This is a genomic window from Pseudomonas sp. microsymbiont 2, from assembly GCF_054788395.1.
The window spans coordinates 3,351,774-3,375,368 of the sequence record NZ_CM139112.1; the positions used below are offsets into that span (position 1 = coordinate 3,351,774).

At 63.8% G+C, this 23,595-nt stretch carries 16 protein-coding genes and 1 pseudogene; 10 read left to right on the forward strand and 7 right to left on the reverse strand.

Annotated elements, in window-relative coordinates; genetic code table 11:
* Position 1: 1 nt before the first annotated feature.
* The 5 genes from ACYUME_RS14895 to ACYUME_RS14915 form a co-directional block, all read right to left on the reverse strand.
* On the reverse strand, positions 2-1,207 hold the full coding sequence (locus tag ACYUME_RS14895; protein WP_460415421.1) for a hypothetical protein: 1,206 nt from the start codon (positions 1,205-1,207) through the stop codon (positions 2-4).
* Between the two features lie 183 nt (positions 1,208-1,390).
* Positions 1,391-2,722: a hypothetical protein gene (locus ACYUME_RS14900; protein WP_460415422.1), complete on the reverse strand. Its 1,332-nt coding sequence runs from the start codon at positions 2,720-2,722 to the stop codon at positions 1,391-1,393.
* Positions 2,723-2,734: 12 nt separating this feature from the next.
* Positions 2,735-3,874, reverse strand: coding sequence for a hypothetical protein (locus ACYUME_RS14905; RefSeq protein WP_460415423.1), 1,140 nt, complete (start codon positions 3,872-3,874; stop codon positions 2,735-2,737).
* A 231-nt stretch (positions 3,875-4,105) separates the two neighbouring features.
* On the reverse strand, positions 4,106-5,086 hold the full coding sequence (locus ACYUME_RS14910; RefSeq protein WP_460415424.1) for an Ig-like domain-containing protein: 981 nt from the start codon (positions 5,084-5,086) through the stop codon (positions 4,106-4,108).
* Between the two features lie 105 nt (positions 5,087-5,191).
* Positions 5,192-9,277: a hypothetical protein gene (locus tag ACYUME_RS14915; protein WP_460415425.1), complete on the reverse strand. Its 4,086-nt coding sequence runs from the start codon at positions 9,275-9,277 to the stop codon at positions 5,192-5,194.
* 200 nt (positions 9,278-9,477) lie between these two features.
* Here ACYUME_RS14915 and ACYUME_RS14920 point away from each other — a divergent pair, with 200 nt between their 5' ends.
* From ACYUME_RS14920 to ACYUME_RS14935, 4 genes are read left to right on the forward strand one after another with little or no spacing between them, the layout of a single operon-like run.
* The gene (locus ACYUME_RS14920; RefSeq protein WP_042125162.1) at positions 9,478-9,759 is read left to right on the forward strand and encodes a peptidylprolyl isomerase; all 282 of its coding nucleotides are present in this window, start codon (positions 9,478-9,480) and stop codon (positions 9,757-9,759) included.
* 7 nt (positions 9,760-9,766) lie between these two features.
* Positions 9,767-11,695 (forward strand): extracellular solute-binding protein, encoded by a 1,929-nt coding sequence (locus ACYUME_RS14925; protein ID WP_460415427.1) that lies wholly within the window; start codon positions 9,767-9,769, stop codon positions 11,693-11,695.
* Positions 11,692-12,750, forward strand: a complete 1,059-nt coding sequence (locus ACYUME_RS14930; protein WP_460415429.1) for a microcin C ABC transporter permease YejB — start codon at positions 11,692-11,694, stop codon at positions 12,748-12,750. The genes ACYUME_RS14925 and ACYUME_RS14930 overlap by 4 nt, the downstream gene beginning before the upstream one ends.
* Positions 12,750-13,766 carry an ABC transporter permease gene (locus ACYUME_RS14935; protein WP_460415430.1) on the forward strand — a complete coding sequence of 339 codons (1,017 nt, stop codon included), beginning with the start codon at positions 12,750-12,752 and terminating at the stop codon, positions 13,764-13,766. The genes ACYUME_RS14930 and ACYUME_RS14935 overlap by 1 nt, the downstream gene beginning before the upstream one ends.
* Here ACYUME_RS14935 and ACYUME_RS14940 read toward each other — a convergent pair.
* Entirely contained in the window at positions 13,723-14,556 is an 834-nt protein-coding gene (locus ACYUME_RS14940; RefSeq protein WP_460415431.1) for an RHS repeat-associated core domain-containing protein, read from the reverse strand. The two genes, ACYUME_RS14935 and ACYUME_RS14940, sit on opposite strands and share 44 nt — an antisense overlap.
* Before the next feature lie 157 nt (positions 14,557-14,713).
* Here ACYUME_RS14940 and ACYUME_RS14945 point away from each other — a divergent pair, with 157 nt between their 5' ends.
* The 6 genes from ACYUME_RS14945 (at position 14,714) to ACYUME_RS14970 (ending at position 23,286) form a co-directional block, all read left to right on the forward strand.
* Positions 14,714-16,105, forward strand: a complete 1,392-nt coding sequence (locus ACYUME_RS14945; protein WP_460415433.1) for a sigma-54 interaction domain-containing protein — start codon at positions 14,714-14,716, stop codon at positions 16,103-16,105.
* A gap of 205 nt (positions 16,106-16,310) precedes the next feature.
* Complete coding sequence (locus tag ACYUME_RS14950; RefSeq protein WP_279887780.1) at positions 16,311-17,702, forward strand: GntP family permease; 1,392 nt, start codon at positions 16,311-16,313, stop codon at positions 17,700-17,702.
* Between the two features lie 11 nt (positions 17,703-17,713).
* Positions 17,714-18,484 carry a 3-hydroxybutyrate dehydrogenase gene (hbdH, locus tag ACYUME_RS14955; protein ID WP_279887782.1) on the forward strand — a complete coding sequence of 257 codons (771 nt, stop codon included), beginning with the start codon at positions 17,714-17,716 and terminating at the stop codon, positions 18,482-18,484.
* A gap of 123 nt (positions 18,485-18,607) precedes the next feature.
* Positions 18,608-20,566, forward strand: a complete 1,959-nt coding sequence (locus ACYUME_RS14960) for an acetoacetate--CoA ligase (RefSeq protein WP_460415436.1) — start codon at positions 18,608-18,610, stop codon at positions 20,564-20,566.
* Positions 20,567-20,603: 37 nt separating this feature from the next.
* Complete coding sequence (locus ACYUME_RS14965) at positions 20,604-20,879, forward strand: peptidylprolyl isomerase (protein ID WP_008095636.1); 276 nt, start codon at positions 20,604-20,606, stop codon at positions 20,877-20,879.
* Between the two features lie 133 nt (positions 20,880-21,012).
* On the forward strand, positions 21,013-23,286 hold the full coding sequence (locus ACYUME_RS14970) for an autotransporter family protein (RefSeq protein WP_460415438.1): 2,274 nt from the start codon (positions 21,013-21,015) through the stop codon (positions 23,284-23,286).
* On the opposite strand, the pseudogene ACYUME_RS14975 reads toward ACYUME_RS14970, so the two are convergent.
* Positions 23,283-23,546: pseudogene (locus tag ACYUME_RS14975) on the reverse strand (LysE family transporter); the annotation flags it as partial. The gene ACYUME_RS14970 and the pseudogene ACYUME_RS14975 sit on opposite strands and share 4 nt — an antisense overlap.
* Positions 23,547-23,595 lie beyond the last annotated feature (49 nt).

The following is a 23,595-nucleotide window of genomic DNA, read 5'->3' on the forward strand; positions in this document are numbered from 1 at the left end:
CTCAGTACTCAGGCGTCTCTCCCTGGGGCAGGATCGCCGACATCGGCAGGATCGGTGGCCTCTCCTGCAGGTACTGGTCGGCGGGCAGGTAGCTGAAGACCTGTCCGCCTGCGGCAAGATTGACCCGCACCAGGGGCATGCGCCTGCCGGTTTCCCTGAAGTAGTCCCACTGGATGTACTGGGCGCCGGCCAGGCTGGCGCTGCCGCTGGGGAAGTAGATCGCCTGGATGGGCAACTGAGCGGGTATGTTCTGCGGCCAGGCGCCGATGATGATCTCGTTGTGCGCTCCCCCGCTGGCCCTCACATCGATGTTCAACTGGTACTGCGCCGCATGGGGCGTGGGTTCCATGCTGAAGGCGCAGCTGGAACCAGGGCTGCTGCCGTACCTCGACCGCCAGGCTGCCACCGTGGTGATGTTCTGAGACAGGCAACTGGCACGGCAGCTATTGGCAATGCCACTGGTCCCGGCATTGGCCGGATAGGCGCAGCGCAACCTCACGGCATGGGCGAACGGCTGATCGAGGCGATCGAAGATCAACCCCGAGGCGTTGCTCGCCAGTCGAAGGATTCCAGTGTCGGCCCGCAGGTAAGTCCACGACACCCCGTCACGTCCGATGGAGTTGGCCGTCGGGTTCCAGGAGTGGTAACTGGTCGCGGCGCTGGTGGCGCGAATCAACACACCATTGCAGTTGTAGCCAGGACGGCCCTCCACACAGCTGGAGGCGGTGTCGGTGTAACGCTGGTTGAGCCCGTCGGCCACCTGATAGCCGCTGTGCAGTTGTTCGCGCTGGTCGAACCCGAATACCTGCCCGGCCGGCAAGGCGGGGTCTACCCGTAGCAGCGGCAACCAGGCCCCCGTAGCGTCAAAGTAGTCACGCTGGTCCTTTTGCGCGGCCAGCAAGCCATTGATGTCGCCTCGGTTGTAGTAGACCGCGACCACGGCCAGACGCTCGGGCTGCGACGTGTCCCAATTTGCCACCAGCAACTCGCTGGGCCGACCGCTGCCATCGTCACCTTGCAAGCTGTAGTCCTTGCCCTGGGCCATGGCCTCGAAGCGGCTGCTGAAGACATAACCGTTGGCAGCGCTCACGCCCTGGCCTTGCACATCATGGCGCAACCAGCTGAAACGCTCGGCCCCCTGAGCTATCGCTTCGGGACCATGCAGCCAGAACAGCGAAGGCGCGTCCGCCGGCCGTTGGCGAAGCATCACGCCACTGCAAAAATATGCAGGTCTATTGCCCACGCAGCGGGGCGCGCCGCTCTGGTAAGCCTGATTGAGGGTAACGGCAAGCTCCGGCCCGCTGACAGCCCAAACCAGGGAGGGCAATGCAAACACAACCAGCACCAGACTCGCCGCAAAACGTTGTAAGCAACCCATGGTGTAAATGCCCTATTTGCTCATCTGATCTTCCGGGAGAAAGGTCACCAAGGTACCGCCTGGCGCCTCGGGATTCAGGCGTAGAACTGGCAAGTACTTGCCGGCTTCTTCCAAGTACTCGCCCTGAAAGCGCCTGGCATTGGCAGGACCTACCTCGACAGGCAGGCGACGGGCAGCCAGGCTGTAGAAGAACGCTTCAAGGGGCAGCTCGGCGCCTTTGCCCTGTGGCCAGGTTTTCACCACCGGCTCGTTCCAGTCGTAGCCATCAGGTACGCTCTTTAAACCTTCAAGGCTCCACTTGTGCGCTTTCACCCCGACGACGAAATCAGCCGGATCAGGGCGAAACGCACAGGAGTTTCGGGTCGGGTTCGGGTAACGCTTCAACCAGGTCGCCTTATCGACGATGCCGGAGCAAACACCCCGATCCTCGCAAGGTTTACCGACTTGTTCAGTGCCGCCATCGAACGGATAGATGCAGCTCAGCGTAAGGGGCTGGTTGACCGGTATCCCCAGTGGCAGCACGATGAATCCCTGCGGCCAGACCGTCATCGACAGCCCCGCGTCAGCCGCGAAATACGTGAACGAGACGCCAAGGCTCTTCTCCGACAAGGGGCTGGGATTCCAGGCTTTGAAGTTGCCAACCCCCGTGCCGCGAACTAGCACGCCTTGGCACTGGTACCGGGCACTGCCATCCGGGCAGGCGTCTGCTGTGTTGGCATAACGCGCATTGATGTCGCGAGCGATACGGTAGCCGTTGTATAACTGCTCACCCTGGTCGAAACCAAAACGACCTCCAGCGTGGCGCAGCAAGGGCAGCCAATCACCAGTAGCCTTGTGCCATTCGAGCTGGGCACGCTGCCCACGCAGCAACGCCCCGGCCTGGGCATGGTCGTAATACAGCGCCTCCACGGCGAGCCTGCCCGGCGTCCCTTGGTCCCAGTTGCGCACCTGTACTTCGCCCGGCGTCGGCCTGGCGCTGACCTCATAGGGCTTGCCCACGGCCAGCGCATCGAAGCGACTCATCAGCACATAGCCAGTGCGTTGCGTCAGCGGGCCGCCGTCGTGGTCGCTACGCAGGTAGACGAAGGCCTCGCTGCCGCGAACGATGCTCGCGGGATCGTGCTCCCAGAATTTCACGGGGTGCTGTTCGCTCATGGGGCGCACAAGCACGCCGCTGCAGGCATACTCCGGTTGGTTGCCGACGCAACGCGCGGGGGCCGCTTGCAGACGCTGGTTGAGCATCATTGCCGTTTCCGGACCACTGAGCGCCAACGCAACCAAGGATTGACCGCCCAAAAGCAAGAGCATGAACACACGCAGTACGAGGTATGCATTGCGTTCCATCGTGACATTTCCCTACTCGGTCTTCTGGTCTTCGGGCATGTAGGTGAACATCTGCTCCACCGCCGCCCCTGGTTGCACCCGCAAAATCGGCAGGTGTCGACCGGTGCTTTCATAGAAATCCATCTGGAACGCCTGGGCCCCCTGCAAGCCCGGACCCGATTCATGAGCGACGGTGCTGTAGATGAACGCCTCCAGCGGTAATCCGGCTCCGGACCCTTTGGTCCAGGCGGCCATCATCGGCTCGTTCCAGCCGTAGTCCGACTTGGCGTCAGCCACCGTGCCACGGACCTGGTTGCTCAGCTGGAAGTCGGCAGGGTTGGTCTCGAAGTAGCAGGTTCTTTTGGCATCGTTCTTATAGAGGGCCGTCCAGGCTTCCACCGTGGCCACCTTCGACGAGGCGCAAGAACGGCTAGAATCACACATGTCCCTTGAATTCACGGTATGGGCGTCGAAGGGGTATGCGCAACGCAGTGCCAAACGCTGGGTGACCGGGTAGGACAAGGGTCGAACGATGAACCCTTGAGGCTTGGAGATGGAGGTCACCCGGGTGTCCGCCCGCAAATAGCTGAACGAGACACCATTGCCTGTGATGGAACTGGGGCTGGGGTCCCAGGCGTGGAAGTTGCCGACATCCGTTGTACGTAGCAGTACGCCGTTGCAATTGAATGCTGCGCTACCATCCGGGCACCTGGCGGCGGTATCGGCGTAGCGTTGCCTGATACGCGAAGCGACGGTGTAGCCGGTATACAGCTGGTCGGCATCGTCGTAACCAAAGGCAGCAGCCTGTCCCGGAGTAAACCGCAACACCGGCAGCCACTGCCCTGTGGCCTTGAACCAGGCCAGTTGGCTACGCTGGGCACGCAACAGGGCCTGGGACTTGCCGACCGTGTAGTAAAGCGCTTCGAGGGCTATGGTTGCTGGCCGGGCGTGATCCCAGTTGAGAACCGGTATCTCGGCGGGGTTGGGACGGGTCAACACCCGATACGGCTTGCCGGCTGTCATGGCATCGAACGCGCTCATCAGCACGTAGCCTGTGCGCTGTTCCGGTGGATTCAGGGCGAGCCCCTTGCGCAGGAAGTAGAACCACTCGCTGCCTCGCTTCGTCGCTTCGTCGTCATGCAACCAGAAATTTTCAAGGTGATGATCCTTCATGGGGCGAACCAGGACACCGCTACACGCCTCGATCGGTTGGTTGCCCACGCAGCGCACCGGCACGGCTTGCAAGCGTTGGTTGAGCGCCTGCGCCGTCTCTGGACCATCCAGCGCCCAGACCCCCACGCAAGGCAGGCAATACATCAGTGTCGCGCAAAGCCATCCTATCGATCTCATTACAACGCTCCCAAATGTGCAGGTTGGACGCAGCTATGCTGTACGCCACACGGTTCACTGCGTGACGCAGGCCACTTGACGCAACGTGTTGGCGTCCCGCGATTCACTGGTCACCTCATCGGTGCGTGCGTAGTAGGTCCAAGCCGTACCTGCGCTCTGCGCGCCCCCCCATATCGGGTAGTCCGGCAGATCGAGCTTGCGCAGTTGACCGGGATAGTCGCCTTTGAGATCGTCGAGCTCGACCTTGCTCGGTAGCCTCAACTGCAGCTCCCGGCAGATTCCATCGGCGTTCGCCCAGGCCTTGGCGCCTTGTTTGGATATCACCTCGAGCCCTTTCAGGCCGGTGACCGTCAGCACATAGGACTGGGAGCCAGACGGCACCTTGGCGGTAATGGTGGTCTGACCATTGCGCAGTGCCGTGACGGCTCCCCTGTCATCGACCGTGGCGATGCTGCTATCACTGCTCTGGTAACTCGTGGCACCGGGCGCTTCGCGCGTGAACCTGAGTGGCGCGCGCGCCTCGCCATCTTCCGGGAGCTGCATTTCCCCATCCCGGTAGAATGCCAAGCGCAGCTTGCCGCTCAAGTCCAGCGTGAAATCGTCAGCGAAGCCGTGCCCCACCTTGAAGGCGACGCTCGGGCTAGGTACTCCCGCCACGGTGTAATAAACCTTCACGTCCTTCCCTATCACCCGCAGGAAGGCGTCCTTAGACAGGTTGAGTTCTATGAACATTGGGGCCAAGCCCACTCTGGTCGCGACCCGGCTCACCTGGGCGCCCTTATCATCGGTCATCAGCAGGACCAGCTCCTTACCGTAGTGCTCCTGGCCCCCCTCGAGCGTTCGAACCCGTACACTGCGGCCTGGAATGTCACCTGGGTCAAGCACGCCATTTACCGGCGCGGGCGTCATTTGCGGCGCGGGCAGCGCCGCCCAGGTCTTGCCCGGCATGCCGAGGACAAGCAACAAAGCGAACATGCCGCACGCTAGATGTGCCCAGAAGCGTGACTCCAGGCGTCGGTAATATGTTTCGCGCATCAAAGTGCTCCCATGCCTGGAGCGCACAGGGCGCTCCAGGCCGCATTGGTTTGAAATGGGTATCAGGCGTAACCGTTGAGTGCGTCACGCAACCTGAGGTCAGGCCTACGACGCCTGGCGCAGATCGTTGTCCGACGCCACGACCGTGTTCGGCGAGTTGTCGGGACGCCCGGTCAGCAAGCGACCTCGCAGATGCGGCTGCACCGCGGAACTGTTGCCGCCACCATTGGCGTGCCCCCACGTCACCACGCGACCGTCATTGGTCAGTGCGGTAAACCCGTTGCCATTGGCATAGATGGCCCGCACATCCCGTAGCTCGTTCACCACACCACTGATGTCCAGGCCCGAGGCTGCGGTTCCCCCCCAGACCACCACATTGCCCGTGCTGCGCAGCGCGGCGAAGGTCCAGGCACTGCCGGTGACCTGGACGATGTCGGTCAGCTGGGCGATTTGAGGCGGCACGGTGCCGCCATTTGTCGCATTGCCCCAGGCCACCACGCGTCCACCGCCGTTGGGCATCCGCACGCGAGCACAGAATGCATGCCAGGTACTGGTCACCTCGAGCACATCGGTAAGTTGCGCAGCCTCCGCCGACAAGGTGCCGCCATGGGTGGCCGCGCCCCATGCCAACACTTGACCTGCCGTGGTGAGTACCGAGAAGGCCCGTGCGGAAGCGCCCTCCAGCGAGGCGATGTCCCTTCTCACGGCAATCGCGTCGGGCAGGGTTGCGCCATAGCCCGAATGCCCCCACGCCGCCACGGAGTTATCCGTGCGCCGCACGACAAACGCCGCGGAATTGCCCTTGACATAGATGTTGTCGGTACGGCGCGCGATCTCCGCCGGCACGTTGCCACCATTGGCTACCTGCCCCCAGGCGACAAGTGTGTTGTCGCTGCGCTTGGCGGCAAAAGCCGTACCTGCGCCATAGACCTCGACGATGTCCGTCAAACTGCCGATGGCAGGCGGGATACTCGCACCGTTGGCAGCCGTGCCCCAGCCAACCACACGTCCAAGATTGCTGCCAGCGACCACCTCGCGACGACCGACGAACGCCGTCGCGTTGCTGCGCACCTCGAGGAACGGCTGGCCAAAGTGCTCCGATGGGAGAGTCCCTCCTTCGGACACATTGCCCCAGCACACCAGTGTCTTGTTGACCAGCCGTGCCGCATAGGCACTTCGAGTACCCGTGATTTCCACGACATCGCTCATGCTGAAAGGCAGCGTCCCTCCCCAAGCCGCGTTGCCCCAGCAAACCGCGACATGCACCCCTGGATTGGGTCTGGCGTTATCGGTCATGGCCGCGAAAGCCGCTGTACCATCGACCTGTGCATCGTTACCGGTTCCCACCACGTTGGCTGGGTTGAGCAATACGGCATCCGTGCTACTACGCACCCGCAGCAAGCGTGACGGTTCGCGGTCCAACCAGGTGGTGCCCGCCCGCCATTGCACATCGCCGACATACTGCCACTCGGCGAGCAACGGACGCCCGGTGGTGGCGTTGTAGGCACTGAGCAGGCGCGACGATGCCGAGGCACGATAGGTGCTGGCGTTGTAGCGTGCGCCGAAGACGCGCAACGTGCCCTGGCCGATGACACGATTGACCGTGTAGCTCCCCACGCCCGATTCTTCGCGCGGCCCATTGGGGGAACGGAAGATGTCGTACGACAGCCTGACGGTCTGGCCCTGCCAGGACTGCACATCGACAGCAGGAATCACATGACGCAGAGCCTGGCCGGCATCGCCTGGCAGAACGGTGACAGGGTAAGTCCTGCTTCCCGCATCGCGACCGACCTTGATGGTGACCAGGTCATTGGTCCGCAGTCGCGCACTGGCGTCGATCAGCACGGTAACTCCGTCGGGCACGTCGTCCGGGTTGAGATTGCCGTCGACCGCCTGGACGAAGCTCGGCAATGGCAGCACGGCGCCCTGAACACGCAGCGTCAACGCCAGCGAGTTGTCCGGCAGGCCTGTCGACTGGCGCCATACCACGTACCGTACCTGGACATTGCCATTGTTGCTGGCACGGACCGCCGAATCCGTGAAGTCGATGTTCAGAGCTTTCCCTGCCTCGCCTTCAACGACGGTGTGTTGCTGCTCATCCTTGCTGGCATCGCCGTGCTCCCCGGCCCAGTAGGCGATCACAATATCGCCGACCGCCAGCTTGGCTTCTTGCGAAATCTGCGCGGTCGCGCCCTTGCTCGGGTCCAGCACTCCGCCCTCGGCCTGCAAAACGGTTGGCGCTGGCAGTTCCTTGCTTGGACGATCACCCACGAAGAGCACCAGTTCGTCCGATTGACGGTCAGGCTTGCCCGGCTCGGTGATCCTGTAGAACACCCGCACCTCTGCACCCTCGCTTGCTTTGAGCAGTGCCTGCTCTATCCAGAAGCTGAACGGCTCTGGATACCTGGGATCTGCTTCCAGGTAATCGGAGAACTCACCCGACTGATGAGCCCAGTGCAAGTGAACTTGCTGGTTCGGATTCATGTTCGGGTAGACCGGCACGAGCGCATCGATGCCATTGGGATGCTCGCCCGGCTTGATCGTCCCATCGGCAAAATGAGGAACCGTGTACGGAGCTGGCAATTCGGGCAACTGTGCGCCGACGTTGTACATCGACTGCTCGGAATCCAGCGGCAACTCCAAGCCTCGTCGCTCGATCTTGTAACTGAGGATCAGCCGACTGCCAACCAGCGGAGCCAGATGCACAACCGGGTCGACTCTGAACAGGAACTCCCTGCCCGCCTGCGACCCCGAAATGCGCCGACGCTCTGCATGCGGCACAGTCCCCCGGCTGCCTCGCCACTCCAAAATCAACCAATCGTTTGCCCGAAGGCCTGCGGCCGCCGGGACACGGACGGTGGCGGTGTTCACGTCCGGCTCGACGACGCCGCCAATTGCTTCGAGCAATTCCGGCTCGGGCAGCAACCTGATCCTGCCGATCACCGAGACGAACGAGCGCTTGGACCTCAATTGCTGGGCGCCGCGGACAACTACGTAGGACGCAACGCCACTGCCCATGCCGAGACCAAGCATATGCGCGTTCGGAATCGTGAAAATCAACGGAATACCGGGCTGGTTGACCACCTGCTCAGCCTTGACCTCGAGACGCACACCAGCTGCGGTGATACCCGTCCAGGTCAGCTCGACCTTGTCACCCTTCTCCAGTTTGGGATCGCTGCAGCAAAGCGTGTTGACGAAAATCCGCAGGTCAGCCTCCCCCAGTTTGTCCAGTTCGATCACATCGCTCTGCGACGAATCCGGGTCGGGGTTTTCGATCAGCGGCGCGGGGAGCAGGCCAGGCTCGAGCGCGACCGCGATCGTGCTGCGCAAAGACCAGTCGCTGGACTGGTTATGCACTTCGTCCACGATGCGGTAGTACAGCACCAGGCTGTCGCTATCACCCGCCGCCTGAATGATCTGGTAGCCGACCGTGAGGGTTACATCTTTGTCAACGTCGACGGGTTGAACGGTGTAATCCACGAACAGCCCGCCCCAGCTCAGGCGGATGGCATCATAGGCGCGCATGTTCGGATAGGCAGGGATGGTGACGCTTACCCCCTTGCGCGCGGCATCCTCGTCGATGACCCCTGATGGGGGCACGGCCGCGACCGGTGGTCTGAGGTTGTAGTGACCAACGTCGCCAGGCTGCGGGTCAGTGCCACCGGGAAACACCAGACGGCTGAGCACGCTCAGCTTCACAGACTCTTCCTTGTTGCCGGCGCCTGCGCGAGTCACTCGGAACCACAGGTCGGACACCACGCCTCGGATCTGCTCAGGTGTAGGCACGGTCGCGGGCCGAGCGTAGCCGGGAATGGCCTCCGCCGGCACATGCATGGGGAACAGCTGTCCAACGTTTTCGGGCCTCACGCCATTCGATGCGACCGGTATCTGACCGTCGCGCCAGAACACCTCGATCCAATCCCCATCACGCATGTTGTTATAGGGCTGGACGATGACCATCAGGCCGGCAGTGCTGCTGGTGGCCATGCCGTAGTTGACACCGACCAAGGCACCTGGCGTCTTCAAATCAAGTTCCGGGCCCGGAATGTAAATAGGATCAAGTGAAGTCGTGGCGGCCAGGAGCCCCATGCTGCGCCCTTTCACCCGCGCGTTGTGCGCGGCGATCTGTTCACTGAGAAAAGACCCGGTCGTCTCTTCTTCTACCTGATTCACTTGTGCATCGTCAGCCATGGTGCGCCCCTTGTTCGATGGGTTGAGTGGACGTGGACAGGCCTGATTGAACGACCGTTGCAAGCACAGGCACAACTGACAGAATTGATAGGTTCAATGCCCGAGAAACCAGGCATGCGCGGCTGCCAAGGTAGTTTTCGACAGACAAGCCCGCAGGCTTTGCGCTAGGCTTGCGCCTTTACCTCCAAGGAGCATTACCCATGGCCCGCGCCACTGCCCGTCACATCCTTGTCAGCAGCGAAGACAAGTGCAACGAACTCAAGGCACAGATCGAAGCCGGCGCCGACTTCGCCGAAGTCGCCAAGGCCAACTCCACCTGTCCGTCCAGCCGCCAGGGCGGCGACCTGGGTTCGTTCGGCCCGGGCCAGATGGTCAAGGAGTTCGACACCGTGGTGTTCAGCGCGCCGCTGAACGTGGTGCAAGGCCCGGTCAAGACCCAGTTCGGCTACCACCTGCTCGAAGTGACCAGCCGTCAGGATTGAGGCGTTCTTGATCGCCCGCCCTGTGGGAGCGGGCTTGCCCGCGAATGACTCCGAACATGCAACGGCGTTGCGTGAGCAGACGCATTCGCGGGCAAGCCCGCTCCTACAGGTGCTGTATTGTCTCGTGCTGGCGTGCATGGGTCCGCTGGCCAATGCCACCCCCAGCCACGCCCTCACCGTCTACGGTGAAGCACCCCGCTATCCCGAACACTTTCGCCACTTCGACTACGTCAACCCCGACGCCCCCAAGGGCGGCAGCCTGCGCCGCTCGGCCATCGAGATCGGCCAGTTCGACCATATCCTGCCGTACATCGACAAAGGCATCGGCGTCAGCCAGGTCGACGGCTGGCTGTACGCGCCACTGGCCATGCGCTCGCTCGATGAGCCTTACACCGTCTATGGCCTGATCGCCCGCCGCATGGAGCGAGGCCCGGACGATGCCTGGCTGCGTTTTCATCTCGACCCACGCGCCACCTTCGCCGACGGCAAGCCGGTGCGCGCCGAGGATGTGCGCTTCACCTTCGAGCTGCTGATGAGCAAGGGCAGCCTCAAGTACCGCACCCAGTTCGCCGACGTCGCCGGGGTGACGGTCGAAGGTCCACGCCAGGTACGCTTCGACCTCAGGCAGCCACACGCGCGAACCCTGGCGCTGGACCTGGCCACCCTGCCGGTGCTGCCTGAGCACGACTGGCAGAAACGCGATTTCGCCAATGGCGCGGGCTTCGAACAGCCGGTAGGCAGCGGTCCGTATCGCATCGGCAGGATCGATAACGGCCGTAGCATCACCTTCGAACGCAATGCCGACTGGTGGGCCAGGGACCTGCCGGTGACGCGCGGCCTGTATAACTTCCAGCGCCTGCGCATCGAGTACTTCGGCGACACCGAAGTAGCGCGCCAGGTGCTCAAGGGCGGCGGCTACGATTACAACCGCGAGTTTTCCGCCACCGCCTTCACCCTGGGCTACAACGGCGCCCAGCTGGACGACGGCCGCCTGCGGCGCGCCCACCTGGGGCCGGCCAAGCCGCAAGTGGCCCAGGGCTTCGTGTTCAATCTGGACAAACCGCAGTTTCAGGATCGCCGCGTGCGCCAGGCGCTGGGCATGCTCTGGGATTTCGAGTGGAGCAACCGGCAGATGATGCGCAACCTGTACATCCGCCAGCAGAGCCTGTTCTCCAATACCCCGCTGGCGGCCCGTGAGCTGCCCGACGCCGAGGAGCTGAAGCTCCTGGAGCCGCTGCGCGGCCAGGTGCCGGACGCGGTGTTCGAGCAGGTCTTCACGGCCCCCGTCACCGATGGATCGGGCATCATCCGCCCCCAGCAGCTGCAGGCACTGGCTCTGCTCCAGGAAGCCGGATGGCGACCTCAGGGCGATCGTCTGGTGAACGCTCGGGGCACACCGCTGAGCTTCACCTTCCTCAACGGTCAGTCGGGCCTGGAACGCCTGCTGCTACCCTGGAAGCGCAACCTGGCACAGATCGGCATCGAGCTGAACATCCGCAACGTCGATTCGGCGCAGTACGTCAACCGCTTGATGGCCCGCGACTACGACATGATCGTCACCGGCTACCCAGTGACGCTGTCGCCTGGCAGCGAGCTGTACAACTACTTCGGCTCCGCCGCCGCCAACGATCCTGGCTCGAACAACCTGATGGTGCTCAAGGACCCGGCCGTAGACCGCCTGATCGACGGCCTGGTCCGCGCCAGCACGCAGGCCAACATGCTGCGCCATGCCCATGCCCTGGACCGGGTGCTGCAGTGGAACTACTACTGGATCCCCAACTACTACCCGCCCGGCAGCTCGACCGTGTGGTGGAACCGTTTCGGCCTGCCCAAGGTGCAGGCCACCTATGACGAAGGCCTGGACACCTGGTGGGAGGTCAGCCCCAAGGCGCTGACCAACCAGCAGATGCGCGAATTGCTCGGGACAACGCCATGACCGCCTATATCCTGCGCCGCCTGCTGCTGATCATCCCCACCCTGCTGGCGATCCTGCTGGTCAACTTCGCCATCGTCCAGGCCGCGCCGGGCGGCCCGGTGGAACAGGCGGTGGCGCGCCTGCAGGGCATCGGCGGCGGCGCGCCGGGCGCCAGGGTCGAGACGGTGCAGGGCGAATCCCGCGCCACACGTGGGCTGGACCCGAAGCTGATCGAGGAAATCAAGCGCCAGTACGGCTTCGACAAGTCCGCTCCCGAACGCCTGTGGCTGATGCTTGGCCAGTACGCCCGGCTGGACTTCGGTCAGAGTTTCTTCCGCGGCGCCAAGGTCACCGAGCTGATCCTGGAAAAGCTACCGGTCACCCTGTCCCTGGGTTTCTGGGCCACATTGATCACCTACCTGGTGTCCATCCCCCTGGGCATCCGCAAGGCCGTGCGCCATGGCAGTCGCTTCGACGCCTGGAGCAGCGCGCTGATCGTGATCGGCTACGCCCTGCCCTCGTTCCTGTTCGCCCTGCTGCTGATCGTGCTGTTCGCCGGCGGCACCTCGCTCAACTGGTTCCCGGTGCGCGGCCTGGTGTCGGACGACTTCGACCAACTCAGCCTGCTGGGCAAGCTGGCCGACTACTTCTGGCACCTGGTGCTGCCGGTCGGCGCCCTGGTGATCGGCGGCTTCGCCACGCTCACCTTGCTGACCAAGAACGCCTTCCTCGACGAGATCTCCCGCCAGTACGTGGTCACCGCCCGCGCCAAGGGCCTGAGCGAGCGTCGGGTGCTGTATGGCCATGTGCTGCGCAATGCCATGCTGCTGGTGGTGGCCGGGGTGCCCCAGGCGCTGATCACCGTGTTCTTCGCCGGCTCGCTGCTGATCGAAGTGATCTTCTCCCTCGATGGCCTCGGGCGCATGAGCTACGAGGCGGCGGTGTCGCGGGACTATCCGGTGGTGTTCGGCACACTGTTCATCTTCACCCTGGCCGGGCTGCTGATCCGCCTGGTCGGCGACTTGTGCTACACCGTGCTCGATCCACGCATCGACTTCGACGCGAAGGCCCGCTGATGCTCTCACCGATCGCCCGACGCCGCCTGCGGCGCTTTCGTGACAACCGCCGCGGCTGGATTTCGTTGTGGCTGTTCGCCGGGCTACTGGTGCTCAGCCTGGGCGCCGAGCTGGTGGCCAACGACAAACCCCTGCTGCTTGGCTACCAGGGCGAGCTCTACACCCCTGCGCTCAAGCGCTACACCGAACAGCAGTTCGGCGGGCAGCTTCCGTTCCAGCCCGACTACCGCAGCCAGTACGTGCGCCAGCTGATCGAAAGCCAGGGCGGCTGGATGCTGTTCGCGCCGATCCCGTTCAGCGCCGACACCCCCAACTACGACCTGCAGGTACCCACCCCCAGCCCACCGAGCACGAGCAACTGGCTGGGCACCGACGACCAGGGTCGCGACGTGCTGGCGCGGGTGCTATATGGCACCCGGGTGTCGTTGCTGTTCGCCTTCGCCCTGACCCTGGCCAGCGTGCTGATCGGCGTAACGGCCGGCGCCTTGCAGGGCTACCACGGCGGCTGGGTCGACCTGCTTGGCCAGCGCCTGCTGGAGGTGTGGTCGGGGCTGCCGGTCTTGTACCTGCTGATCATCCTCTCGGGCTTCGTCGAGCCGGACTTCTGGTGGCTGCTGGGGATCATGGCGCTGTTCTCGTGGCTGACCCTGGTCGATGTGGTGCGCGCCGAGTTCCTGCGCGGGCGCAACCTCGAATACGTCAAGGCCGCCCGCGCCCTGGGCCTGCCGGACACCCAGGTGATGCTGCGCCACATCCTGCCCAATGCCATGAACGCGACCCTCACCTACGTGCCGTTCATGCTCACCGGGGCGATCACCACCCTGACCGCGCTGGATTTCCTCGGCTTCGGCATGCCGGCGGGCAGCGCCTCGCTTGGCGAGTTGGTGACCCAGGGCAAGCAGCACCTAGAAGCGCCCTGGCTGGGCTTCACCGCGTTCTTTGCCCTGGCGTTGATCCTGTCGTTGCTGGTGTTCATCGGCGATGCACTGCGCGAGGCGTTCGACCCTCGTCGCTGAGCGCGGATCTGCGTTGTACACCGCGAATAGCCATGATGCGCCCTACCAACTCATCGTTGGAGACAGCGTAATTTGCATAATCCTCAGCGATTGCGGCCACTTGATGGGCCTCATACGCACTTTGCGCAAGGGAAGATCCCTGAACGAACCAGGAAGTCAGCACTTTCTCCACATAACTGGAAGCATCAGCTATCGACTCACGCCAGACAATGTCGTGCCATCTACTGTCCGCAATGCGCGACATGTCGACATGGAACTGGCGCAAGTCAGCGCTCTGCTTGCGCACTTCCTGCTGAGATCCGGCCAACCCAGCCATGTCCCTCACCAGATGAGCTACAGCGCCTCCTACCTTGCTCGGTGAAGGGAGGGGATCGGTGCGCCTGAACTTGTTCCGCAACCAACTGATCGGTCCCTCTCCCGAGGGGTCCAGGTAATTGGTCGGATCGCCCTGGCAGTATGCATAGCCATTGATACCACCGTGCTGGAATGGGCTTTTGTCGTCAAATGACAGGAAACACATGAGGCTCGGCTTGAATACGCGGTAGCCATTGCCCAGGACATACGCCTGGCTGAAAGGGTCATGCCACTCGCCGTTGAACCCTAGGCCGACGACGCCCCGAGCGAAGCCATAGGGTGTATAGGCAATTCGCCGCAGCAAACCACCATGCAGACGCACCAGCACACTGCCCTTCACGTCACAGCCCAGCAACTGCAAACCGTCACCCGCTTGGGACGCGAACAATTTCTCCAGTGCCCCGAAAAGCTCCCTGGCGCCAGGTACCCGTTCCATAATGCCTACTCCACTCTCCCTGAAGCGGAAATTTAACGTTCCCCTGATGCCTGCGCCACTGTCAGAATTGCTAGCTCGCCGAAGGTCCTTGGCGTGCAGCCGTCGCCGCCCGACTTGTTGTGGCATACCCCGGATATCCGACTCGAAGGCTCGAGCCATGCATGAAAGCGACAACCTCAAGAACTACCCCCAGGTCCGCCAACTGGCCATCCACTCGCTATTCGAGATCATCGAGCAGTCCAGCGAAGGCACGGTCATCGTCGACCGCCAGGCGCGCATCGTCTGGATGAACGAGCGCTATGCCCGACGTTTCGGCCTGCAGGATGCCGCCAACGCGATCGGCCAGCCCTGCGAGGCGGTGATCCCCGGCAGCCTGATGCGCGAGGTGGTGAGCAACGGCAAGCCAATCCTGCTGGACATGCTAGATACGCCCAACGAGCCACTGGTGGTGATGCGCCTGCCGATCCATGACGACCAGGGTGCTCTGATCGGTGCCATTGGCTTCGCCCTGTTCGACGAGCTGCGCAGTCTGTCGCCACTGCTCCAGCGCTACGCCAGCATGCAGCAGGAACTGGCCTCGACCCGCTCGCAACTGCGCGCCCGCCAGGCCCGCTACAGTTTCGCCCAGTTCGTCGGCACCAGCCCCGCCTGCCTGGAGGCCAAGCGACGCGCCCGCCGGGGCGCGGGCAGCGACTCGCCGATACTGCTGCTGGGCGAGACCGGCACCGGCAAGGAGTTGCTCGCCCACGCCATTCACGCCGCCTCGCCACGGGCGCACAAGGCGTTCGTCGGCATCAACAGCGCGGCGATTCCCGAGGCACTGCTCGAGGCCGAGTTCTTCGGTACCGCCCCTGGCGCCTTCACCGGTGCCGATCGCAAGGGACGCAGCGGCAAGCTGCAACTGGCCGAAGGCGGCACGCTGTTCCTCGACGAAATCGGCGACATGCCGCTGGCGCTGCAAAGCAAGCTGCTGCGGGTGCTGCAAGAGAAGGAGTACGAGCCGGTGGGCAGCAACCAGATGCTGCGCAGCGATGTGCGCATCATCGCCGCCACCTCCATCGACCTGCAGGCGGCCATGGCCCGGGGGGCGTTTCGTAGCGACCTGTACTACCGGCTGAATGTGCTGCCGGTGCAGGTGCCGCCGCTGCGCGAACGCCTGGAGGACCTGCCGGCGCTGTGCGAGGCGATCCTTGCCGAGCTGGGCAGCCAGTATGAGCTGGAGGCCGAGGCCCAGGCACTGTTGGGGCGACATGCCTGGCCTGGGAATATCCGGGAACTGCGCAACGTGCTGGAACGGGCAACTTTGCTGGCGGACCAGCCGCGCTTGAATGTGTCGGACTTGACCAGTGCGTTGGGGACGTTGAGCCCGGTGGCCTCGGCCACGCCGACGCTGGATTATCGCCAGGCGTGCGCGCAGTTCGAGCGCGGGTTGATTGTCGATGCCTTGGCGCGCAGCACCTGGAATGTGCCGGAGGCAGCGCGGGCTCTAGGGCTGGGGCGGTCGACGTTGTACAAGAAGATGGTGGCGCTGGGGATAGAGTCTCAATAAAGAGATTCCAATCTCAAAACAGGGATCATAGGAGCAACTGTCTTTGAGCGGCCTTGCAAGCCCGCTCCCACGCAACCGTGTCTCAAGATAGAGACTTTTAATTTAGCGAATTAAATTTTCTACTTATAAATCAATTAGTTATAAACCTGGCACGATTCCCGCTATTCGCATTTCCAACCATAAAAACAACAGTTGGAGACCCCCGATGACCGTGCTCATCGCCCTCGCCGCCCTGGCCCTGCTGATGCTCGCCGCCTACCGCGGCTACAGCGTGATCCTGTTCGCCCCCATCGCCGCGCTCGGTGCCGTGCTGCTCACCGATCCGGCCGCCGTGGCCCCGGCGTTCACCGGGGTGTTCATGGAGAAAATGGTCGGTTTCATCAAGCTCTACTTCCCGGTGTTCCTGCTCGGCGCGGTGTTTGGCAAGCTGATCGAACTCTCGGGCTTCTCGCGCTCGATCGTCGCCGCCGCCATCGGCCTGCTTGGCACGCGCCAGGCAATGCTGGTGATCGTGCTGGTCTGCGCCCTGCTCACCTATGGCGGCGTCTCGCTGTTCGTGGTGGTGTTCGCGGTGTACCCGTTCGCCGCCGAGATGTTCCGCCAGAGCGACATCCCCAAGCGACTGATCCCGGCCACCATCGCGCTGGGCGCCTTCTCGTTCACCATGGACGCCCTGCCCGGCACGCCGCAGATCCAGAACATCATCCCCAGCACCTTCTTCAATACCACCGCCTGGGCCGCGCCCTGGCTGGGGCTGATCGGCACGCTGTTCGTGTTCTGCGCCGGCATGCTCTACCTGCAACGCCAGCGCAACAAGGCTCAGCGTGCTGGCGAGGGCTACGGCAACAACCTGCGCAACGAGCCGGAAACCGCCGACGACATCGACTTGCCCAACCCATGGCTGGCGCTGGCGCCGCTGATTCTGGTGGGGGTGATGAACCTGTTGTTCACCCACTGGATACCCCACTGGTACGGCGCCAGCCACACCCTGCAGTTGCCGGGCATGGCCACGCCGGTGCAGAGCGACGTGGCCAAGCTCACGGCGATCTGGGCGGTACAGGCGGCCTTGCTGGTGGGCATCCTGATGGTGCTGGCGTGCGCTTTCGCAACGATCCGCCAGCGCCTGGCCGAGGGCACCAGAAGCGCAGTCAGCGGCGCCCTGCTGGCGGCGATGAACACCGCGTCGGAATATGGCTTCGGCGCGGTGATCGCCTCGCTGCCGGGCTTTCTGGTATTGGCCGACGCCCTGCGCGGCATCCCCAATCCACTGGTCAACGAAGCCATCACCGTTACCCTGCTGGCCGGCATCACCGGTTCCGCCTCGGGTGGCATGAGCATCGCCCTGGCAGCCATGAGCGACAGTTTCATCGCCGCCGCCCATGCCGCCGACATTCCCCTCGAAGTGCTGCACCGGGTGGCGGCGATGGCCAGCGGCGGCATGGACACCCTGCCGCACAACGGCGCGGTGATCACCTTGCTGGCGGTGACCGGGCTGACCCACCGCGAAGCCTACAAGGACATTTTCGGTATTACCCTGATCAAGACCCTGGCCGTGTTCGTGGTCATCGCCACGTTCTACGCCACCGGCATCGTATGAAGGAGAATGGCATGACGCTCAAAGGCAAGACCGCGCTGGTCACCGGTTCCACCAGCGGCATCGGCTTGGGGATAGCCCAGGTACTGGCCGAGGCCGGCGCCAATATCCTGCTCAACGGCTTCGGCGACCCGGCCGCGGCCATCGCCGAGATCCAGCGCCACGGCGTCAAGGTGCGCCATCACCCCGCCGATCTTGGCGATGTGGCGCAGATCGAGCAGATGTTCGCCACGGCCGAACGCGAATTCGGCGCGATCGACATTCTGGTGAACAATGCCGGCATCCAGCATGTGGCGCCGATCGAGCAGTTCCCGGTCGAAGCCTGGGACAAGATCATCGCGCTGAATCTGTCGGCGGTGTTCCATGGCTGCCGCCTGGCCCTGCCCGGCATGCGCGCACGGGGCTGGGGGCGGATCGTCAACATCGCCTCGGTGCATGGGCTGGTGGGTTCCACCGGTAAGGCCGCCTACGTGGCCGCCAAGCATGGCGTGGTCGGCCTGACCAAGGTCATCGGCCTGGAGACCGCCACCAGCAATGTCACCTGCAACGCCGTCTGCCCGGGTTGGGTGCTGACGCCGCTGGTGCAGAAGCAGATCGACGACCGTGCCGCCAACGGCGGCGATCCGCTGCAGGCGCAGCATGACCTGCTGGCGGAAAAGCAGCCGTCCCTGGCCTTCGTCACGCCCCGCCATCTCGGCGAGCTGGTGCTGTTCCTGTGCAGCGAGGCCGGCAGCCAGGTGCGTGGCGCGGCCTGGAACGTCGATGGCGGCTGGCTCGCCCAGTAAGCGACTAAAGTGGTGTAAGGACACCCTGACGCCGGATGATCAGGGTTACGCGCTCCTACAGGAATTGCGCTGGACTGAAGAAACGCATAGTACCCACCATCGACTATCACCGAGGGTCCCGGCATGAACGACGTACTCTGGCGCCCCTCCACCACCCGCATCGAAGCCAGCCGGATGGACGCCTTCCGCCGCCGGGTCAACCGGCGTTTCAACCTCCAGCTCGATGGCTACGCCGCCCTGCACCGCTGGAGCATCGAGCAGCGCTCGCAGTTCTGGCAGGCGCTGGCCGAGTACTTCCATGTGCGCTGGCACACGCCCCCTGCGAGCGTGCTCGAGCAAGGCGAGCACATGACCGACGCCCGCTGGTTCAAAGGCGCCACCTTGAATGTCGCCGAGCACCTGCTGCAACGCCGCGACGACCGCCCGGCCGTGGTCGCCGTGCGCGAGGATGGCACTCGCCACAGCCTCACCCACAACCAGCTGGCCGCTCAGGTCGCGGGGCTGCAACAAGCATTCAGGCAGGCCGGTATCCAGCCCGGCGACCGTATCGCCGCGGTGATGCCCAACACCTGGCAAACCCTGGTGGCGATGCTTGCCGCCACCAGCCTTGGCGCGGTCTGGTCCAGCTGCTCGCCGGAGTTCGGCACCCAGGGCATCATCGACCGTTTCGGCCAGATCGCGCCCAGGCTGCTGGTGGCCTGCGCCGGTTACCAGTACGCCGGCAAGACCATCGACCAGGTGGAGAAGATCAACCAGGTCGCCGCTCAGCTCCCCAGTGTCGAGCTGTTGCTGGTGGTGCCACATACCCGGTCGCAGACCCGCGCCGATGAGTTCAGCGCCAAGCAGACCGCCCTGTGGGCTGACTACTTCACGCCAGGCGGCGCTCCGGAGTTCGCTGCCCTGCCCTTCGATCATCCGCTCTACATTCTCTACTCCAGCGGCACGACCGGCGTGCCCAAGTGCATCGTCCATCGTGCCGGCGGCGTGCTGCTGCAACACCTGAAGGAACACGGCCTGCACAACGACCTCAAGGCCGACGACGTGCTGTTCTACTACACCACCTGTGGCTGGATGATGTGGAACTGGCTGGTCAGCGGCCTGGCGGTCGGCGCCACCCTGGTGCTGTACGACGGCTCGCCGTTCCACCCAGGCCCCGAGCGCCTGCTGGACCTGATCGACGCCGAGGGTATCCACGCCTTCGGCACCAGCGCCAAGTACCTCGCCGCCCTGGAGCAGGCCGGTGTCGAACCGGCGAAGTCCCATCGTCTCGACAATCTGCGCCTAATCCTTTCCACCGGTTCGCCGCTGTCACCGCACAGTTACGACTATGTCTACGCCAAGGTAAAAGCCGATGTCTGCCTGGCTTCCATGTCCGGTGGCACCGATATCGTCGCCTGCTTCGTGCTCGGCAATCCGCTGTTGCCGGTGCGCCGTGGCGAAATCGCTGGCAAGGGCCTGGGCATGGCTGTGGAGGTATGGAACGACCAGGGCGAGGCGGTCAGCGGCGAGAAAGGCGAACTGGTCTGCGTTCAACCGTTTCCATCGATGCCCCTTGGGTTCTGGGGCGACAGCGACGGCAGCCGCTACCATGACGCCTACTTCAGCCAGTTCGAGGGGGTCTGGTGCCAGGGCGATTACGCCGAGCAGATCCCAGGGGGAGGCCTGATCATCCATGGCCGCTCCGACGCTGTGCTCAATCCTGGCGGCGTGCGCATCGGCACCGCGGAAATCTACCGCCAGGTGGAAAAGGTCGAAGAGGTGCTGGAAAGCGTGGCCATCGGCCAGGACTGGCACGGCGATGTGCGCGTGGTGCTGTTCGTGCGTCTGCGCGATGGCCTGCTACTGGACGACGCCCTGCGCCTGCGCATCCGCCAGGTGATCCGCCAGTACGCCACGCCGCGCCATGTGCCGGCGGTGATCGCCCAGGTCGGTGATATCCCGCGCACCCTCAGCGGCAAGCTGGTGGAGCTGGCGATTCGCAATGTGGTGCATGGCCTGCCGGTAAAGAATACCGACGCCCTGGCCAACCCCGAGGCGCTGGAGCAGTTCCGCGACCGCGCGGAGTTGCGCGATCAGGCATAATGGCGTCCTTTTTGCCGCGAAACACAGGTATCTCCCCATGAAAGCCCAAGCCCGCCACATCCTGGTCAAGACCGCTGACGAAGCCGAAAAGCTCAAGCAGCGTATCGCCAACGGCGAGGCCTTCGACGTCCTGGCGAAGAAGTTCTCCACCTGCCCGTCGGGCAAGCGCGGTGGTGATCTGGGCGAGGTGCGCCCGGGCCAATTGGTGGGCGCGATCGACCAGGTGATTTTCAAGAAACCTCTGCGCGTGGTGCATGGACCGATCAAGAGCAAGTTCGGCTATCACCTGGTGCAGACGTTCTATCGCGACTGACGCCACGGCACCTGGCATTTTTGCCAGTTGCCCCTGGTGTGGTGTTCACCTACAACCTCGGCCAAGGCCGACGCACAACAGAGCTGCACGCAATCACGCGCTGGTCCCTATCCAATGGAATGGAGACCTGCCGATGCGCCGTGCCCGCCTGCTCTTCCCCGCCTCACTGGTAGTATTCGCCCTGCCTGCGCCAAGTTTCGCCGAATCGTTGACGGTGTCCGCCGGTGACACGCTCGGCGCTGTCGTACAGTCCCAGGACATCGACACATTCACCATGACCGGTGGCACCATTCAGTCACTGAACCAAGGCCAAGGGTACGATTCTTTCACCATGTCCGACGGCCATATCATCGGTGCCTTCGAGGACGGTGACGGCGCGATCTTCAGCGGTGGTCGGATCGGCCGGGTCGATCTGAAACTCGCCGACAACTATTTCGAGATGTCCCAGGACAGCGCGGTGCAGACGCGCATCGACGGCAACCTGGTGAGCGGCTTCGGCAACGACACCATCATCCTGCGTGGCGGCACCATTGGCGGCAACATCAGCACCAGCGGCGGCGTGGATAGCATCAGCATCAGCGGTGGCCGAGTGGCCGGCAGTGTCCTGGCCAGCGCAGGAAACGATGTCTTCGACTGGTCCGGCGGCAGCATCGGCGCAAGGGTCGACATGGGCGAGGGAAACGACCGTGCCAGCGTGCGCAACCTGAGTGCCCAGACCCTGTCCATCACGCTCGACGGCGGCCAGGGCAACGACAGCCTGCTGTTCGAGAGCAGCCGGCTGGTCGGTGCGGCGCAATATGTCAACTGGGAGGCCATCACCCTGAGCGGGAACAGCCAGCTGACCCTGGACGACACCCTGGTCCTGGGTGACGCTGGCAGCCTCAACGGCGTGCTGAGCATAGGTGCCGGCAGCACGCTGCGCTCGAGCCAGGGCACGGTATCGGCATTTGCCAGCGGTCAGAGAGCAGGCCTGCGCAACGCAGGGACAATCGACCTGGGCACTGGCGACGATGGACAGGGACGCCTGACGATCGTGGGTGACTATGCCGGTGATGGTGGCACGCTCAGGCTCAACAGCGAACTCGGCGCTGACGGAGCGCCCTCCGATCGCCTGGTGGTCAGCCAAGGCAGCATCACCGGCACCACGCTGCTGCAGGTCAACAACCTTGGCGGCACGGGTGCCGCCACAAGCCAGAACGGCATCCAGGTAGTCGAGGCCCGCGACGGCGCCAGCAGCACCTCCACCGCCTTCGTGCAGACCCAGACTCTCTCGGTCGGCGCTTACGACTACCGCCTATTCAAAGGCGGCGTGGCAGCAGGCAGCGAGAACAGCTGGTACCTGCGTTCGACCCTGGTGGCGCCGTCCACGCCCGAGCTTCCCTCTCCCGTGGCAGCCCTCGCGCCAGGCCAGCCCGATCTGCCCGACCCGGTGCCCGGCCAGTCCCTGCCGCTGTACCGGCCCGAGGTACCTGTCTATGCCGCCGCGCCAAGGGCGGCGGCGCTCATCGCCCGACAGGCGTTGGGCACATTCCACCAGCGCCAGGGCGACCAGCACTTGCTGGCTGGTCAAGGCGCGCTGCCGGCCAGCTGGGGCCAGGCCTATGGCGGCGCGTTGCGCCAACAGTGGAGCGGCACTGTCAGCCCGAGCCTGGATGGCAACCTCTACGGGTTCAAGGTAGGCCAGGATGTGTTCGCCAAGGTCGGCGACGACGGCTACCGCCAGCAGATCGGAGTGTATTTGAGTCACGCCCGTCTGGATGCCGACGTCAAGGGCTTCGCCCTGGCCATGAAGGACCGCAGTGTCGGCGACTTGAAGCTCGACGGCGACAGCGTCGGTGCCTATTGGACCCTGGTGGGCGCGCAGCGCGCCTACCTCGATATCGTCCTGCAGTACACCAAGTTCGATGGTCGCGCGCGCTCGCAACGCGGCGACAGGATAAACATCGACGGCCACGCCTGGACCGCATCGGCGGAATCTGGCTACCCGATCGCCCTGTCCGAGCATTGGACCCTGGAGCCCCAGGCGCAGCTCATCGCCCAGAAGGTCTCACTCGACAGCGCCAACGACAGCGTCTCGCGCATCAGCCATGACGCCCAGGTGGAGCTGACCGGGCGCCTGGGCCTGCGCCTGGAAGGGACATTCAACCAGAGCCGCGTGCGCCTGCTGCAACCTTACGTTCAGCTCGACCTGTGGCACGCTGACGGTGGCCGCGACACCCTGACCTTCGATGGGGTGGACAGGATCAAGACCGACTACCGCTATACCTCGATGCAAGTGGAAGGCGGCATGGTCGCCCAGGTGACCCAAGCGCTGAGCCTGCACGGTGGCGTGCAGTACACCAGCAACCTCGATAGCCGCCAGCAGGAGGCCAGCGGTGTGAACCTGGGAGTGCGCTGGCAGTTCTAGCGGCGCGCCACCAGCAGCCCAAGGCCCGCACAGCCCAGCAGCGCGGCACTGACCCGGTTGAACAGCCGGCGTGGCCCGGGGCGCTCGAACCAACGCTGCAGGTACGCGCCGAGCCCTGCATAGATGGCGATGGCCGCCCACTCCAGCAGCAGGAACAGCACGCCCAGTTGCAGGAACTGCTCACCGACCGGCGTGGCGCTGCCGACAGACACGAACTGCGGCAGGAAGGCGGTGAATATGAGAATCGCCTTCGGATTGCCTATTGATTGGCAATATAGATTATTCGTTCGGCTTCATCAGGCCAAAAAG

Excerpts from the sequence above, each read along its gene's own strand:
- ACYUME_RS14900 (WP_460415422.1), bottom strand. The coding sequence starts at position 2,722 with ATGGAACGCAATGCATACCTCGTACTGCGTGTGTTCATGCTCTTGCTT.
- ACYUME_RS14935 (WP_460415430.1), top strand. The coding sequence starts at position 12,750 with ATGCTCTCACCGATCGCCCGACGCCGCCTGCGGCGCTTTCGTGACAAC.
- ACYUME_RS14940 (WP_460415431.1), bottom strand. The coding sequence starts at position 14,556 with ATGGAACGGGTACCTGGCGCCAGGGAGCTTTTCGGGGCACTGGAGAAA.
- ACYUME_RS14915 (WP_460415425.1), bottom strand. The coding sequence starts at position 9,277 with ATGGCTGACGATGCACAAGTGAATCAGGTAGAAGAAGAGACGACCGGG.
- ACYUME_RS14950 (WP_279887780.1), top strand. The coding sequence starts at position 16,311 with ATGACCGTGCTCATCGCCCTCGCCGCCCTGGCCCTGCTGATGCTCGCC.
- ACYUME_RS14930 (WP_460415429.1), top strand. The coding sequence starts at position 11,692 with ATGACCGCCTATATCCTGCGCCGCCTGCTGCTGATCATCCCCACCCTG.
- ACYUME_RS14970 (WP_460415438.1), top strand. The coding sequence starts at position 21,013 with ATGCGCCGTGCCCGCCTGCTCTTCCCCGCCTCACTGGTAGTATTCGCC.
- hbdH (WP_279887782.1), top strand. The coding sequence starts at position 17,714 with ATGACGCTCAAAGGCAAGACCGCGCTGGTCACCGGTTCCACCAGCGGC.
- ACYUME_RS14960 (WP_460415436.1), top strand. The coding sequence starts at position 18,608 with ATGAACGACGTACTCTGGCGCCCCTCCACCACCCGCATCGAAGCCAGC.
- ACYUME_RS14910 (WP_460415424.1), bottom strand. The coding sequence starts at position 5,086 with ATGCGCGAAACATATTACCGACGCCTGGAGTCACGCTTCTGGGCACAT.
- ACYUME_RS14920 (WP_042125162.1), top strand. The coding sequence starts at position 9,478 with ATGGCCCGCGCCACTGCCCGTCACATCCTTGTCAGCAGCGAAGACAAG.
- ACYUME_RS14895 (WP_460415421.1), bottom strand. The coding sequence starts at position 1,207 with ATGCTTCGCCAACGGCCGGCGGACGCGCCTTCGCTGTTCTGGCTGCAT.
- ACYUME_RS14905 (WP_460415423.1), bottom strand. The coding sequence starts at position 3,874 with ATGAAGGATCATCACCTTGAAAATTTCTGGTTGCATGACGACGAAGCG.
- ACYUME_RS14945 (WP_460415433.1), top strand. The coding sequence starts at position 14,714 with ATGCATGAAAGCGACAACCTCAAGAACTACCCCCAGGTCCGCCAACTG.
- ACYUME_RS14965 (WP_008095636.1), top strand. The coding sequence starts at position 20,604 with ATGAAAGCCCAAGCCCGCCACATCCTGGTCAAGACCGCTGACGAAGCC.